Here is a 14,802-nt window from a genome sequence, read left to right as displayed (position 1 = left end):
TTGCGCCTCATGTCGGCCGTTCCAACATCGATCTGCCTGTGCCTGAAAGCGGCCATTGGGTTGACGTACGAACCGCGGCCGCTGCGCGCCCCATGTCGGCGGTAGCGGATCGTTAAGCAGCTACCCAAAACCTGCCGTCCACATTTCAACAAACTTTGCGTCAGTCTCGGTTGTGGAAAAACATGGGATGTTTCATTTGCTAGCAGCTGTTCGATGAATAGGCTTTGGCGGACACGTTCCGATTTTCGCTGACGATCAGGTCAGTCGACTGGTACAAGAAGCTATGGTGATCGGCATATGCAAATTGACAGGTGAGACTGGTCCGCTGGTCAAGTCCCACATTATACCAAAAGCGCTCACCTCGCCTGACGAAAAGGGACGACCGTTTGCGCAGGCGGGGCGTGACTATCCCCCGCGCAAACGCCGCGACAGCTGGTACGACGCGGAGCTCGTTACTCGGATAGGCGAGGATATTCTGGCCGAATATGACAGCTGGGGTATCGAGGTGCTTCGACGCAATCGGCTGGTGTGGAGCGGATTTGGCACGAGCGATGGTCCTCCCGAAGACGACATGCTTCTGCTGCCCGGTTCGGACGGCGCGGGTGTCCGCAAGATCGCCGGAATTGATGGCTCGCGGCTCCGACTGTTTCTTCTCAGTATCTTGTGGCGGGCTGCAGCCAGCTCACTTCCCGAATTTAAGGCCGTGCGTATGCTGCCCGCCGAACTCAGGCGTCTTGGCCGGATGGTCCGGGATGGTCGGCATGAGCCTGCACATTTCTTTCCCGTATCGCTCACGCAGCTAACGACACGCGGTCAAGTGCACAATCACGCCCCTATCGCGCAACGAAAATTGCGCGACCCGACGAAACCAGATGGCGGCTCGATCCCGATTTTTCGCTTCTATTTCGATGGGCTCATCGCCCATTTTCATCGCAAGGGCCGCGCAAGAGATGTAGCGGCACTCGGCCCTTTGATCGTCGGCGGTGCCGACAACCTCGCCGTCGTCGTCCGTCCCTATGATGGCTCCTGGCAGGAAGCCAATTTGCTTGCGCTTATCAGCGAGGCGGAGTCTCGCTGGCCCGAGCGGCTCGAGAAAATATATCGAGGGTGACGGGTCCGATCGTCAGAGTTTGAATTCCTTGACCCAATAGCAATCCTAGGTCTCTCGCGATCGGTTCTGTTGGGCAGCAAACTTCGGCGAACATTGAAATTCGGGCGCGCCGGTGCCGTCGGGAGCCCGAGGGCAGCTGTTGTTTCTGCGTCGATGAAGGTGCCGTTCATCCCGCACCGAATGGCTCAATTCTTGTCGGGAAAGAGACCGGGCATCCAGCGCGAGGCGAGCGCGGCGGGAAAGGCCATGCGCAGTGGCGCGCGGCTGCTTTCTGAGACGATCACTCCGAGATCGAGCAAGGTCGCGGCAATGCGGCGTGCATGCCGTTCGCCGGAGCCCACAACAGCATCTACCTCGCCGCGCGGCAGCTCGCCGCGATACAGGATCGCATCGATAATCGTCCCGGCCTTTGCAGGAAGATTGCCGAGCGCCGCTTCCTCGTCGATCCATCGGTGAATGCGCGTCCGGAGACGGTTCGGCTCGACAAGGCCGGCCATGAAATCGACCTGGTCGATGCAGATCTGGAGAAAATAGGACGTGAAGGAGGCGAGCGCTTCCTCGCTGAGTGCGCCGCGTCCGTCGAGATCGTTGCGGCGCGGAAGATCGCAGGCGGCGAGATGGCGCTTATAGTCCTGCGCGGTCCGTCCGAGCCCACGAGCCACCGACCAGACACCACCGGTGTCGAGTGTATCGAGCAACATCGCGTGCGACATGAGTCTGGCGACGCGGCCGTTGCCGTCGAGAAAGGGATGTATCCACACGAGGCGGTGATGCGCGGCGGCGAGCGCAATGATGGCGTCACTGCGCCCGAGCCGTCCATAGGCCCATTCGAAATGGTCGAGGAAGCGCGGGACGGCGCCTGCACTGATGGCGATATGGCGTCCAACGCGGACATCGCTCGTACGAAGCGCACCCGGTTCGACACGAACGCGCTCACCGGTTCCAGGCATCTCGGCCCAGAGGAGGCTTTCGGGAAGCTGCTCACAAAAACGGGCGTGCGTTTCGCAAAGGCCTGCGACGCTGTGCGCGCGGCCAGCGAGACCACCCGCGTCGATCCATTCCTGGACCGCGATATGGGCGCGGGCTTCGAGCTGGAGATCGCGCTGCTCGGGATTGTCACTGAAATCATTGTTGAGCGCGCGCTCGATATCGATGGGATGCGTGTCGTGCCCTTCGATCAAATTGCTGTAATAGCAGTTCATCGCCCGAACGAGATGGGCGAGTGCGATCTGTATTTCGGAGGGCAGGCTGCTGCGAAACGCGGCAGCCTTCGCTGCAAGGTCCAATGACAGGTCGCGAAGTACGCCGAGACGCGGCGATCCCTCACCGATCCGCATCGGCTGCATTTTGTCGATTGTTTCACCGCGATCCTGGCTCATGGATGTCCGCTTTAATGTCCATTTATTAAGAAGGCAAAAATGGCTGATTTGCAAGGCTAAGGCGGATAGGCCATCGTCAAAAGGGCCGGTCGAATGTCCGGTTTAATGTCCGGTTCCTATGCACTTTTCCACTTGACATGTCCTCGCCATCGAGGGCTGTCCTTAGGACAGCCCTCGATGGCGAGGATCATAGTGATTTTACGCTTGACTTGTGCTTCGATGCGGCGAATGTCCTTAGGACATTCGCCGCATCGAAGCAGTCATGGAAACGGCAGCCGAAATTCTTGTCCGTATGGCGCGCGACGCCGCGCCCCCCGTCGTCAGTGAGTTTGATCTGTATCTGCTCGCGCGCCGGCTCTTCGCCGATCGCGGATATGGAGACACGCCCATACCGCCCCGAAACCGGACCTTGTCCGCGCGCCGCGCGCGCACGCTCGTTTCCCAGGCGATATGGAATCCCGCTTTTACGCTGACTCGCGAGGCGCCGCCAAATAAATTGCCGTATGATCCCGAATTCCTGTCTCCTCTCTATATCGCAGGGCAGGGCGACACAGTCGCGGTGATGATGGCAGCCGACCCCTTTTGCTGCCTTTCGCACACAAGCGCCGTCGCTTTTCATGGTCTGGGCAACGAGAGCAGCGACGTGCATCTCGTCGCGCCCGATCGGGCTGGCTGGGTCGGACGGGCGGCGCGCCTGATGGAACAGACGATTGGAAAGCCGATCTACGACATCGATTCCGAGGATGTGCCGTTCCGGCCCGTCCGCCCACGTTGCGATGTCATGGTGCGCGGGCGCCGCGTCCACCGCCATGAAATGCGCCATCCCATTGTTGCCGCCGAACGCGGCAATCTCCGGGCGACCGCCATTGGCGAGACTTTCCGCGATTCGCTCGATAAACCCGAATGGTGCGGCGGCATCGACGCGGTGATCGCCCTGTGGCAGCGCTATGCCGCCGATCATCGCGACGCCATTATCGCGACGGTGGATGCCAGTTCCGAGAAGATCCTGCGTGTTCGCGCGGGCTATCTTCTGGAAGAGATGCTCGGGATCGACGATCCGCGGGTCGCGGCCTGGATGTCGGATGCGCAGCGCGGCAGCTCCCGCAAGCTCGATGCGGCGGCGCCCTACGCGAGCCGCTTCTCGGCGAGATGGATGCTTTCGATCAATGTTGCCGACGCATCGCTGCCCTCGCAAACTCTATGATATCCGGGCGGCCTGGGCGAAGTCGAGCAATTGCAGCCAATATGGACGAAAATTACCAAGCTACTGAGATACGGCGTTCTTACGGGATTTTCTGCGTAACTGATTGCCCTGAAGCGGCACAAAGGGCGCGCGCGACGTTGATCGCGGGCACGCGCGGCTGTAGACCCTGCGCACCGGGGAATAATCGGCAAGCAAGCGGTCCGAACCGCCACGCTGAACGGGGGGATGAATGGCGTTTTTCGACGATACGCAGCGCGCGAACGTCAAGATCAAGCGGATGGTGTTTCACCTTGTCGGGCCCGAAGCCAAGGATCTCGTGCTGTTGCAGGAGACGAGCCCCGGCAAATTTGCCGATTTCTTTCTCGGTCGCATCCTGTCGGTGAATGGCGGGATTTTGTACCGTTTTTCGGACGCATCCTCCACCCGCACGCGCCTTGCGCGCATTGCCGCCGACGGCAAGACCTTCCAGGCCGAGAGCGAGAGGCTCGCCGAAGATTTTCAGCAGCATCATGGCGGCAGTGCGGCCGCGGGCGCGTTTTTGGTGTTCGAAATTGATGTCGCTGGCGAGCAATGTTTTGCGCTGCTCAAATACGATGACGAGACGGTGCTGAGCTACGGATTTGAAGAGGATGAAAAGGGCCGCAAGAAAGTCAGCCTCGAAGCGCTGGAACGGACCTTCGTCCAGAACCGCGAAGCGCTGCAGAAATCGGCGTTGATACGGCTCACCGACGGCGGCGGCGAACTCGTCGTTCTCGACCGGCGCAACCAACAGAAGGTCGCGCGCTATTTCGAGACGTTTCTCGGTGCCAAGCGTGTGCACGAAGATGCCGAGATCACCTCGACTCTCGTCAAGGTCACGCGCGACCTGTTCCTCGAAAACAAGGAACTCGTGCCCGAACAGGTGTTTCGCGAAATGACGAAGCGAACCTACGATGCCGCCGCCGCCGGCGGCTCTCTCGGGGTCGACGATCAGAAAAGCTTCCTCGATACGGTGCTGGGACAAAAGCTGCCCGACGATCATCCGCTCGTTGCCAAATATCACAATGCGCTTCGGCGGGCCCGGATCGACGGCACGCCGGTCACGCTCGATGCATCTTCGGTGAAGCCCCCCGCAAGTCGCCGCTACGTCACGCGCAACAAGATCTTCATCCGTGTTCCCACCGAAATGATCGACGCGATCAAGGTCGAGGGGAACCAGATCATCATCAATGACCGGCTCGAAACGACCTATGATGACCCCGAGCCAACTGGCTGACCTTGTCCGGCGGTCGGAGCCGCAGGGCGAGATCGACGAGCGTCACGATGCGTTGAGCTTTGCCGCAGCGCTCGGCGAGCCGGCTCTTCGTGCCGAATGGCTCGCGCTTGCGCATACGCCGCCGTCATTCGCGGCCGGTATCTCGATCAAGATCGGCGATAGCGACGGCGACCTCGAGGAAGATCGTCCGGTTGCGCCTGGCGACCGGTTCCAGATACGGATCGCCAAGCGGCTCGCGGCCGACATTCTTCTGCTTTTTTTCTCGGAGGGTTACGCAGACAATGCCGACGCACATAGCGCCGTTGGCCATGTTCGCGTCGCCGATATGCCGACGGGCGGCACATTTACAACCTACAGGACGCGCTTCGAGACCTGGACCAAGGACGCGCCGGTGCCCTTCGCTCCCTTGGAGAAGCTCCCCGATCCACGCGCCTATGCAAGCGACTTCACGCAGCTCAACGTCGTGCCGCAGGATATTCGCCCCTGGCTCCTCGGCGCGGCCCCCGAAACCGAGAGCGCGATGTTCGCGGCGTGGCGGCTCTTCGCCGTGCGCAAGCTGCTCGCGAGCCTCGCGGACCGGGTCTGCATCGAAGAAGGACAGGTAATCTATGCGTTTAGCGGACCGCCTGCCTGCAAGGTCGCTGTCGAAGATGCCGACGCGCCGACGCTGTTCGAGCGCGTCACCGAAGGCGCGGTCTGGGTTTATGCCGAGGGGCTGCGCGATGCCGATACCCGCCATCTGCTACTCGCAAATGAATGGGCGCGCACCGGCCGCAAGCCTGCGATGGCCGAAATGGGGCAAGGCAGCCTGGAATCCGCGAAGGGAGCCTATAGCGCTTATGTCAAGGCCGGGAGCAAGGAGACGCTAAAGGCGCTGGCCGAACTGCGCAAATCGATCGTCGATGAAACGCAGAAAATCAGCCAGCGCGCGCAGGATCTCATCGGCGCGATGTGGAAAGATGTCGCGGTCGCTGCGGCACCGTTCGCGCTCAAGATTTTTCCAGACGCAGGCAAGGCCGAGACCGGCTTCATCGCGAGCGGGCTCGCGATCGGCGCCGCGCTTTTCCTGATTTTTTCATACGCAATGCAATGGCACATCAATGCCAAATGGTTCGAACAGCAGAATAATGCGCGCGATATCTGGAAGTCGCAGCTCAATCTCGTTCTCGACCCAAACGAGGTGGACGCGCTCAGCGATCCACCGGTCAAGGCGTCGGTCAAGAGCTACAAGAATGTGCGCGGCTGGGTGGGCGGATTTTACGCCATCCTCGTCATACTCCTGGTCCTGTTCGCATTTTCCAACCGACCCGGTGCTGCCGCTAGCGTTGATAGCGCCGCGGCTTCGACGGCGATCCGGGCAGGGGGCGCCGACGCGTCCGCCAGGTTCAAGCAGGCGGTTGGCGCGCGCGGCGCGTCCGGTGCTGCGCCGGGCGGCCCCGGCGTGGCGGCAAAGGCGCCGCCGTCGACACCCGCGACATCGGCGAAGACGCAAGCGACCGGACAGAAGGTGACACGATAGGGGAACGACGGCGCGATGGACTATAAGCAGGTCGTGCGGGACAGCCTGTTGCCGCTCTCGGTCGGGGGGACGCTTCCTGTCGCCTTTGCCGAATGGTCCTTTACCGGCATCACGCACGATCATGAGCAGGCGACCGAGATATGCGACCTTTGCGGCAAGCGCGACCTTCGCTACCATTTCCAGATCGCGAACGGCCTCACAGGCGCCGAGCTTTGGGTCGGATCGCACTGTATCCTGCAGTTCGAGCTGCCCGTTTTCGATGGCGACCGCCAGATTGCGCCGGCTGAAGCGCGCGCGCATCTCCAGGCACATGTCCGCCGGATGCAAATCGAATATTGCATCAAGGCGCTGTCGATCCTCGCCGACCGCGAAGACAGCAACATCCTGCGCGGTGCGCTCGACTATTATGCAAGAAAGAACAAACTGACGCCGCGCTATGCCGACGTCGTCTTCTGGCGGCTTCAGCGCCACCGCATCGAGCATCAGCCGTCCTTTTTCGCGATCGAGCTTCGCGAGCGCCGCCATATCGACGCGCTCCGCGATCTTCCGACCAAGCGCGTTCACCGCCTCTGGGGGGCGCTCACGAGCGCGCAGCGCCGAAAGGCGGTCGAACTTGGGCATCCGGCGCCGCGCCAAGGCTGACGCCATCACTTTACCATCCTGAGGGAAAGCCTTGCCCTGGCGGCCAGTCTCAGGGGCTGCGTTCGGATTGGACTCACTGCGCCGCGATAGATTGCGTCGAGATGGGCTTTTCGGAACTGCACTGCCGCGACGGAGCTGATTACTGACACCTGTAGCTGGGTAATTGACCACCGTTTGTTACAATGTCCGCCTTCTACGACCTCCGCGCCGAAGCAGATTGGTCGAAAACAACCAGCTTGGGTCGAAGAGCAGCAAAGCAGTAACGCTCCTGACAATGATCATTGAGAACTGCGCCGTGTGCCGCTGGAAGCCAGAAGCTATACGCACTGTCGCGGGCTTGAGTATGGCGCTGGTTTATTCGACGCTGACTCGATCAGCTATCACGACCAGCGGCGCGTGATGATGGCCGGTGTGAGAGGCGAATCCCTCTCCCTCTATGGTAACCTTGTAACCGACTGCGGCCTTCAATACGGCCGATAGCCGATCTTGCGCACCGCTTACTTGCACGGTGACGAATTTCTCCGCAGGGTCGGCGAAATCGCCACCGTCATCGATACAGGCCTCCAACGGCAATTCCACGATGAAGGTCCGCTCTTCTGCATCTCCGGCAGCGATACTCTCGAAATTCGGGGCACCGGGAAAAAGCTGCAAGGTAAGCCGTCCGGATACACTAACCTTCGATTCCGGGTCCGACACGCGGATGCAACCCTCCGGAGTTCGAGGGCCAGTAACCTGAGCAATCGCGACCGGTTGCGATGTAAAGATTAGTAGCATCGCCGAAACAAAAATTCTTGAGTTCATCTAACGATCCTTGCTCATTTCACCGTGGAGGTCATTGCCAGCGTTACCATTTGCCGCGAGGCTCCCGAGGTCGGCTTCCGTCACATCTTCAAACGCGCGCGCAATTATATTGATCGTCCTTTAAACAATGGGCACTCCCGGCAACTTCGTCTTGCGTGGCGGGCGATGTCGACGGGCTAGCGCGGAATGCTCCATGTCACCTTGCTCTCGAAATGGCGTGGTCCGTTCCCCTGCGAAGGCTTGAACCTCGCCCGTCTGGTGACGACCGTGCACGTCTCGGCGTCGAGATCCGCATGACCGCTCGATTTAGTGATTTCGCAGGCGGAGGGCTTGCCTTCTGCATCGACCGACAGTTTGAAGCCGACGGCTCCTTCGCGGCCTTCCCGCATCGCCCGCGCCGGATAGTCGTCGAACGTCATCCAGCGTCCGGAATTGCCGATGGGCTCTGCGGTGGCGCTACCGGGCGGGGTGAAGGGCGCCTGTTCGGCGAAGGGGTCCGCGGGAATGATTTTTCGTTTCGCCTCGAGCGCTCGCTGTTCGGCCAACAGGGCCTGATGCTCGCGGCGCAGCTTTGCGATACAAGGTTTGACCTTAGCGAGGCCTGCCATTGTTCCCGTCAGCTTGACGACAAGGACGATCGTCGCTTCGTCCTTGTAAATTATCAGGCGAGAAGATTTCGCGAAGGCATCGGCCATGTCGGCGCCACCGCCGATCTTGAAGCCCTTGGCGCCCTGAAAGACATAGCCGGTCGCATCGCCGGTGAAGAGCGTATCGTCGAAGAGGAATTTCAGCGGATATTCTTGGTTCTCGACGATCGACCAATTCCCATTCTCGACGAACAATGTGAAACTGCCGTCGACATATTCGACCATCGAGACCGCGGAGTTGCCGTCATCCGAATATTCCCCGGTGACCGCGCAATTGTCATCACCTGAGGATAATTCCCACTGGGCAAGGGCAGGCGAAGGGATCGCCGCCAATATCGCCGCCATGGCTATCGCTCGCATATCGCCTCTCCAAGAACGCTTTACCTTATGGATTGCTCGATATCTTGAGGGAGTCGAGCGTTTCCGGGGTGATAGTTCCTGTCTGCTTCAGCGCGTATTTTGTTTGATAGGCGCGTAGCGCCTTTCGTGTCGCCGGACCGACATCGCCGTCGATCGTGCCGCTGAACACACCATGGGCCAGCAGTGCGATCTGGACGCGCTTGACGATCGTCTTGAACAATTCGGAACGTCCGGGAAGCGCCTTCAGCGGCGCGGCACTCGTCGCGGACGCGTCGGGCGAGCCGTATAGGGTCGAGGGTGTCGAACCGCGATAGGTCGATCCCGAACTGTCGTCGGATGAGCCGCTCGACGACGGCGGTGAATAAACCGGCGCCGGCGCCGGACTGTATGTGCCTCCGCCGCCTGTGCTCGACCGGTGGCTGGTATGACTGCTGTGGCTGCTGTGAGAATAGTGGCCGCCGCTGCCCGAGCGATGGCTGCTGTGACTGCTGTGGCTCCGATGGCTGCGATGGTCGGCCAGCGTGATACTGTGATCCTGGCGGAAGGTCTCGAAGAGCGTCGTGCCTCCGCCGCGATCGTCGGTCGCCGTCGTTGCCTTCAGGACATCGGGCGCGAGCGGATCGCGGCTTCCGAAACCCGCGGCAACGAGCGACGCGATAAGGAAGGTCCGGCTCATAGCGGTGACACTCCGCCCAGATCGGTATCGGGATGCCATTCGAAAAAGCCCGCGCAAGCATCGCGCTCACGGCAGCTATCGCAGTCCGGCGCATATTTGCGTTTCCAGTCGGAAATCGACGCCGGGGCAAGATGCCGATAATTTTCGGGGACGGTGCAGCGCGGAAAATTGAACAGGCGAACCGTGACGTGCCGCATCTGTGCCGTATCGATCGCTGCGGCGATTTCGCTGAAATGTTCGCGGTGATCGACATAGAGGTTCGACCAGCGGTTCTTCGCGAAGCCGATATTCTCGAGCTGCATGATCGACCAGCACTCGATGAAGCCGAGGTTACGGGTGACGAAGCGGGCGAGCTCCGGCAGGCCGACGACGTTTGGCGAGAGCAGCACCGTCCGAAGTTCGACCCGTGCACCGGCGCGCATGAGAGACGCGAAGGATTCTAGAAGGCGAGCGTAGGCGCCCGCCTTTCCGACGATCTCGTCGTGTAGCGGCGCGTGTGCGGCATAGAGCGGGATGCCCCAGATGACATTGCGATAGGCCGGCTGCCGCAGCCGCTCGATGTCGTCGCCCGTAAAATGCTGCGCATTGCTCAGGATGTGGAAGCCGACGTCGGGCCGGGCTTCCGCAGTTCGCTCGATAAGGCGGAAGAGATCGTCCTTGTAGAGAGTCGGCTCGCCGCCCGAGATGCCGATCAGGCTGTCTTCGGGCGTGAGCAGGCATGCTTCCTCGAAATAGGAAAAGCGGTCGACATGCGTCTTCTTCGGCGGCTGCGAGCACATCACGCACAGCTGGTCGCAGCGTTCGGTTACGAGAAGGGTGTTGTGCCGCGACCCGTGACGGAAAATCCGCTCGGCGCGCCCATTCTCCGGATCGACGAGCAAAATATCGCCTGCGAGACTATCCGCGCCTGCGCGGCCGACGGCGAAGGCGCCGTCGCGGCCGCTCAACATATGTTCGACCTCGTCGCTGCCGATGACGAGCGCATCGGCGACGTCGCTGATATCTTCGACTGTCTCGCGGACACGGCAAATGAACGGGCGAGGCGCTTCGCTGGTGGCCGGGAGGACGAGCGGGATCATGCGATATGCTCCCCAAACGCGGCCGCGGTTCCGTCCATCCGTAGCCAGCGGCTGAACGAATAGTTCACCCGCTCGTCGTCGCGATAGATCAGCTCGAAAATATGATCGAAGATAGCGAGATGCTTCTGGCAAAAGGCGGTCTCGGTCCGGTCGACGTCGATCGTGCCATAGCGCGCCAGATCGTCGATGACATCCTTGCCGCAGAAGGGCTGATAGGCGCAGCGCTCGCAGGCGGGATCGAAGGCGTTGCTGCAATGGCCATTGAGCAGCTCCCACGTCTCGCCTTTCCAGTCGTCCCCGATCTTGCCAAGGCCGAGATCGATGACTCCCGAGCGCGCGAGCATGCGGGCTTCGTCGGTCGGGTAGATCGTGCCGTCATGATCGATGACGAGATAGTCGACGGCGAGTGGGTTCGGGTTCCTGAGGTCGACGTGACGATCGGCGCGCGGCTGAAAAATGCGGCGCAGGCAAATGCTGAAATAGGTCTCCTCGAGCACCCGCGTCCGGTCTTGCCAGTTGATCGCGATGATGCGCTCGACAAAGGCGCGATGATAGGCGTTCCAGCTCTCGTCGAGCTCGCGCGAATAGCGATGCCGTTTGCGCGCGAAGCCTTGATAGTTGATCGGCCGCAGGAAGACGCTGTCGAGACCGTAGCTTTTGTAGGTGTCGATGATCTCGTCGATCTCTGGTGGGGCCTTCGGATCGATCGTCGGGAGCGCAGAGACCTTTTCGGGGCCATAGCGTTCGATCACAGCGGCAAGATTGTCGAGAAAGGCGCTGGTTCGGTTACCGGTGCGCTGGTTTGCGTGGGTTGCCGCCGTCCCGTCGAGCGAGGTGCTGATGTAGAGATGCTCGTTGTCGAAGATCGACCAGAGCGTCGCGTCTATCGACTGGAGATTGGTGCAAATGACGAACTGTTTCTGTTCGAAGCGGTCGCAGCGCTTGATCACCGCCTGGATGAGATCTGGACGGAGTGTCGGTTCGCCGCCCTGAAATTCGACCTTGATATGGTTCGTCGGCAGGGCATCGATGAAGGCGAGAACCGCCACGAGCGTGGCGTCCGACCAGTCGAATCCTTGCGCCTTGTCTGTGACGCGCGACACCTGGCAGTAGGAGCAGCTGAGATTGCACCTGAGGGTTGGGACGAGGATAAGATAGTCGACCGTTCCCGTGCGCGACCATCGCTGGGCGAGATTGAAAAGCCGCACGGTCTCCTGAAACGGATCGCCGGACTCCGCAATATGGCCGCGGTCGCGCAGGAAGATCTCGTCCGAGTGAGTGCTCGCGCCGGCTAGCATGCGATCCATAAAGTCGCCGCCGCTGGCGAAGAATTCGCCGCTATCGGAGACGTGAATGACCCTTTGATCGGCGATCGCCCGGCTTCGAACTGGTATGGTCAGGGCCATCAGCGGACAAGCGCTTCGAGATCTTGGCGACGCTGCGCCACCGACTGATCGCGCCGAATTTCGGTCAGTAGCGACGCCTTCCAGAGAAGCGCGATCGCATCCGTGTCGCGGATCGGCGAAGAAATCTCGATATGTTGATCGTGCCGCGCGACCACGAGGTCGGGATTGAATTTGACGAGCCACAGCAAGGCGGCGTCGCACGCTGCGCGAATATGATCGGCATGGACGATCCTATATTTGCCCAATTCTCGCCCCTCCCCAACAATGACTTTAGTCTGGGCATATCGGGGGGTTCAAGCTAAAGAATCTCCAGATCTTATTCGGGGGCGGACGAGCATCGAAATGGCAGGGGCGGCAACACCGCAAGAAAACAACTCGGGTTGTTGGGTGATAGCCATTATCGCGGGCCTGATTTTGTCCGTCTCTTATTGCTCTAAGAAAAAGGATACGGCGTCCGACGCCGTTGCCTCGATGGCGGTTGCCGCGCCGGTCGATGCCGCTGGCGAACCGGTAATCGAGCCGCTCAGCCCGTCCGCGATTACTGCCGGCTTCGAACATTTCGGCAAGGTAGGGAAGGCGGCGGTCGAGGGCGGCGCCAAGATCTACAGCATTAACTGCTACGCGTCGCTCGCCAAGACGTTCAGCTGGGCGACGCTCGACCGTTGTGGGGGCTTTGACCAAGCCGCGGTCCGCACGGCTGATCTCGACACAAGCTACTTCGCTGAAGACGAACTTGAATATTTTGGGTCGGAGTCTGCGGCAGAACGCTATCTCGGTGTCGGCACCACCGCAGGCTTATCGGGCGACGAATCCGACACACGGCTGGCCGCGCTTCAAAAGGCGTCGGCGGATCGCCGCTTACCAAAGCGAGCGAATGCCGCAGCCGCTCCGGCAGCGGAAACGATCGCGGAGGCGGCACCGGATTCTCCGGTCATGGACGAATATACGGCGGAGGATGAGCTCATCGGCGAATAGATACGGGCCGATGAATCGACGGCGCGCTGTCGCGGCATACGCCTTGCGATGCCATCGGACAAAAATGCACGAAGGGGGAGATATGCGCAAAGCTGGTGGCACGTCGGCCGAGACTGTCGACGAACTGCGGGCGGAACTGTCGCGACTGGCGGGCATGCTTCCGGAATCGATAGACCTGCTTGCACTGCACAAACGATACAAGGCACCTGGTAAAGTCCAAATGCTCAGCGAGAGCCTTGTCTGGCGACAGGAAGAGCTTTGTCGGAACGCGCTTGCAGCCCTTGATCGGGAAAATTTCGTGACGGCTGCTCTTTTGACCAGGGCCGCAATGGAAACGACGGCCGCACTCGTGTATCTCCACTCCTTGGTCACCCGATCAATCGAAAAGGGCTGTTCGCCTGAGCTCGAGGAAAAACTCACGGGCTTTCTTACCGGATCGAAGATCTGGGAGGATATTGGCGGCGCGATCCACGTAAATGACATGCTCCGCGAAGTCGCAAAGGTCATACCGGGCTACTTCGACGAGCACTACGCCATGCTCAGCGAGATCGCACATCCGAATTGGTCGGGGACCATGGGCGCGTACGGCATGATAGATAAGGAAGTCATGGTGGTCCGGTTCGGACGGGGAGGCAGGTCCCCGGAAAATCAGCAGGGTACAATCATTGGGCGGCTGGCAGGGTCAGTCGGGCTCTTTATCGGATACTATGAAATGCTTGGAGCCGTGCTGCCGCAATTCGCCAAGGCGGTGGATGATTTCTACGGGGGTCGGTAAGCGGCGGCAAACGCTGGGAATTACGACGGTGATTTCGATCATCTTGCGAGTTTCGCGGCAACAATCCCAATCCTCAAGTCCGGTTGATCAAAATCGTGTCGTTCAGTTCAGCATCCCTTCTCGTCTATTCAGCGAAGGGGTCGGATGGGCGAACGTAGCTCACCCGTTCAGCGCACCGCCGCAGCTGGGCAATACCGGCGGCTGAACCATCTAGCCGCCAAGCGTTGATAACCACGCCTTTCGTCGTGCCGAACCCAATGACCTTCATACGCGCGAAATTGTCGAGAAAATCTTTGCCTGACACAGGGCCCTTCATCAATGTCACGCGGGGATTGTCGTCGGGCATCGGCCTCGCAGCCATCCGAATTGTCTCACCATAGTAGCCCTCGTTTTCGGTCAACCAGCTCAACCGAATGGGCTTTGTGTCGCCCCGTTTGAGGGATTTGATGCTAGCATCGACGAAGCTCAGCTCGATCACTTTCAATCGCGCATCGTACAGCACGGAAACGGAACGGTTAGTGAGAGTGCAATCGTGCTTGTTCTCAGTGACCTCCCAATCTTGCCCGGTCCAGAATGTCCGGCCGATGCCCCAATTTTGCTCAGCGGCGCTGTACGCGTCTGCACCTTCTTCAGCAAAAGCCTTCGGGACTGCTTCAGCGCCCGCTGCGGCCGCATCAGCTGCAGCTTCTGCCGCGGCATCGGCAGCTGCATATTCATAGGCATCTGCTGCGGGGGCTTCGGTCGTAGCTTCTTCATATGACCTATCCACGGTGGGATCCGGGGCGGGTTGATCTGCCCCGATTAGAGCGAACGCCATCAAGAGTATTTCTGAGAAAAGAGTCACAGTCAGCTGACTATTTCAAGGTTCGACCGATTGCAATTTGTGGTTGCTCCCGGGCATGGCCAAGCATCACACCGCGAATGTCCGCCTCTCCCAATTTCGCGTCAAAAGCTGCCTGGCAGAAAACGGCCA

The 14,802-nt window shown here is 60.2% G+C and carries 14 protein-coding genes; 7 read left to right on the top strand and 7 right to left on the bottom strand.

Annotated features, from left to right (window positions below; all coding sequences use genetic code 11):
* The first annotated feature begins 283 nt into the window (after window positions 1-283).
* Complete coding sequence (locus KYX69_RS22025; protein WP_300501519.1) at window positions 284-1,111, top strand: hypothetical protein; 828 nt, start codon at window positions 284-286, stop codon at window positions 1,109-1,111.
* 185 nt (window positions 1,112-1,296) lie between these two features.
* On the opposite strand, the gene KYX69_RS22020 is transcribed toward KYX69_RS22025, so the two are convergent.
* Window positions 1,297-2,544 (bottom strand): Fic family protein, encoded by a 1,248-nt coding sequence (locus KYX69_RS22020; RefSeq protein WP_300501517.1) that lies wholly within the window; start codon window positions 2,542-2,544, stop codon window positions 1,297-1,299.
* Window positions 2,545-2,752: 208 nt separating this feature from the next.
* Here KYX69_RS22020 and KYX69_RS22015 point away from each other — a divergent pair, with 208 nt between their 5' ends.
* The 4 genes from KYX69_RS22015 to KYX69_RS22000 all read left to right on the top strand — a co-directional run bounded on the left by KYX69_RS22015 (window position 2,753) and on the right by KYX69_RS22000 (window position 7,110).
* Entirely contained in the window at window positions 2,753-3,694 is a 942-nt protein-coding gene (locus tag KYX69_RS22015; RefSeq protein ID WP_300501515.1) for a hypothetical protein, read from the top strand.
* Between the two features lie 229 nt (window positions 3,695-3,923).
* Complete coding sequence (locus KYX69_RS22010) at window positions 3,924-4,949, top strand: nucleoid-associated protein (protein ID WP_300501513.1); 1,026 nt, start codon at window positions 3,924-3,926, stop codon at window positions 4,947-4,949.
* A complete protein-coding gene (locus KYX69_RS22005) occupies window positions 4,927-6,468 on the top strand; it encodes a hypothetical protein (protein ID WP_300501511.1) in 1,542 nt (513 codons plus the stop codon). Before KYX69_RS22010 ends, KYX69_RS22005 begins: the two co-directional genes overlap by 23 nt.
* 15 nt (window positions 6,469-6,483) lie before the next feature.
* On the top strand, window positions 6,484-7,110 hold the full coding sequence (locus KYX69_RS22000) for a hypothetical protein (protein ID WP_300501510.1): 627 nt from the start codon (window positions 6,484-6,486) through the stop codon (window positions 7,108-7,110).
* Window positions 7,111-7,464: 354 nt separating this feature from the next.
* On the opposite strand, the gene KYX69_RS21995 is transcribed toward KYX69_RS22000, so the two are convergent.
* The 5 genes from KYX69_RS21995 to hxsB form a co-directional block, all read right to left on the bottom strand.
* Window positions 7,465-7,911 carry a DUF4431 domain-containing protein gene (locus tag KYX69_RS21995; protein WP_300501508.1) on the bottom strand — a complete coding sequence of 149 codons (447 nt, stop codon included), beginning with the start codon at window positions 7,909-7,911 and terminating at the stop codon, window positions 7,465-7,467.
* A gap of 176 nt (window positions 7,912-8,087) precedes the next feature.
* A complete protein-coding gene (locus KYX69_RS21990; protein WP_300501506.1) occupies window positions 8,088-8,918 on the bottom strand; it encodes an energy transducer TonB in 831 nt (276 codons plus the stop codon).
* A 25-nt stretch (window positions 8,919-8,943) separates the two neighbouring features.
* A complete protein-coding gene (locus KYX69_RS21985; RefSeq protein WP_300501504.1) occupies window positions 8,944-9,594 on the bottom strand; it encodes a peptidoglycan-binding protein in 651 nt (216 codons plus the stop codon).
* The gene (gene hxsC, locus KYX69_RS21980) at window positions 9,591-10,673 is read right to left on the bottom strand and encodes a His-Xaa-Ser system radical SAM maturase HxsC (protein WP_300501502.1); all 1,083 of its coding nucleotides are present in this window, start codon (window positions 10,671-10,673) and stop codon (window positions 9,591-9,593) included. Before hxsC ends, KYX69_RS21985 begins: the two co-directional genes overlap by 4 nt.
* Window positions 10,670-12,280: a His-Xaa-Ser system radical SAM maturase HxsB gene (gene hxsB, locus KYX69_RS21975; RefSeq protein ID WP_300501500.1), complete on the bottom strand. Its 1,611-nt coding sequence runs from the start codon at window positions 12,278-12,280 to the stop codon at window positions 10,670-10,672. The genes hxsC and hxsB overlap by 4 nt, the downstream gene beginning before the upstream one ends.
* Before the next feature lie 141 nt (window positions 12,281-12,421).
* Here hxsB and KYX69_RS21970 point away from each other — a divergent pair, with 141 nt between their 5' ends.
* Together KYX69_RS21970 and KYX69_RS21965 are read left to right on the top strand one after the other, a co-directional pair.
* Window positions 12,422-13,054, top strand: a complete 633-nt coding sequence (locus tag KYX69_RS21970) for a hypothetical protein (protein ID WP_300501498.1) — start codon at window positions 12,422-12,424, stop codon at window positions 13,052-13,054.
* 82 nt (window positions 13,055-13,136) lie between these two features.
* A complete protein-coding gene (locus KYX69_RS21965; RefSeq protein WP_300501496.1) occupies window positions 13,137-13,829 on the top strand; it encodes a hypothetical protein in 693 nt (230 codons plus the stop codon).
* Window positions 13,830-13,953: 124 nt separating this feature from the next.
* On the opposite strand, the gene KYX69_RS21960 is transcribed toward KYX69_RS21965, so the two are convergent.
* On the bottom strand, window positions 13,954-14,673 hold the full coding sequence (locus KYX69_RS21960; RefSeq protein WP_300501494.1) for a hypothetical protein: 720 nt from the start codon (window positions 14,671-14,673) through the stop codon (window positions 13,954-13,956).
* Window positions 14,674-14,802: the final 129 nt, after the last annotated feature.

It is taken from the genome of Sphingomonas sp. (genome assembly GCF_030145815.1).
GTDB lineage: Bacteria > Pseudomonadota > Alphaproteobacteria > Sphingomonadales > Sphingomonadaceae > Sphingomonas.
The sequence above is the reverse complement of the archived record's forward strand: the minus strand, read 5'-3'. Positions and strand labels throughout refer to the sequence as shown.

What these genes read in the sequence shown, in the direction of transcription:
- KYX69_RS21990 (WP_300501506.1), bottom strand. Translation starts at nt 8,918, where the DNA reads ATGCGAGCGATAGCCATGGCGGCGATATTGGCGGCGATCCCTTCGCCT.
- KYX69_RS22005 (WP_300501511.1), top strand. Translation starts at nt 4,927, where the DNA reads ATGACCCCGAGCCAACTGGCTGACCTTGTCCGGCGGTCGGAGCCGCAG.
- KYX69_RS22000 (WP_300501510.1), top strand. Translation starts at nt 6,484, where the DNA reads ATGGACTATAAGCAGGTCGTGCGGGACAGCCTGTTGCCGCTCTCGGTC.
- KYX69_RS21965 (WP_300501496.1), top strand. Translation starts at nt 13,137, where the DNA reads ATGCGCAAAGCTGGTGGCACGTCGGCCGAGACTGTCGACGAACTGCGG.
- KYX69_RS21995 (WP_300501508.1), bottom strand. Translation starts at nt 7,911, where the DNA reads ATGAACTCAAGAATTTTTGTTTCGGCGATGCTACTAATCTTTACATCG.
- hxsC (WP_300501502.1), bottom strand. Translation starts at nt 10,673, where the DNA reads ATGATCCCGCTCGTCCTCCCGGCCACCAGCGAAGCGCCTCGCCCGTTC.
- KYX69_RS22015 (WP_300501515.1), top strand. Translation starts at nt 2,753, where the DNA reads ATGGAAACGGCAGCCGAAATTCTTGTCCGTATGGCGCGCGACGCCGCG.
- KYX69_RS21970 (WP_300501498.1), top strand. Translation starts at nt 12,422, where the DNA reads ATGGCAGGGGCGGCAACACCGCAAGAAAACAACTCGGGTTGTTGGGTG.
- KYX69_RS22010 (WP_300501513.1), top strand. Translation starts at nt 3,924, where the DNA reads ATGGCGTTTTTCGACGATACGCAGCGCGCGAACGTCAAGATCAAGCGG.
- KYX69_RS21985 (WP_300501504.1), bottom strand. Translation starts at nt 9,594, where the DNA reads ATGAGCCGGACCTTCCTTATCGCGTCGCTCGTTGCCGCGGGTTTCGGA.
- KYX69_RS22025 (WP_300501519.1), top strand. Translation starts at nt 284, where the DNA reads ATGGTGATCGGCATATGCAAATTGACAGGTGAGACTGGTCCGCTGGTC.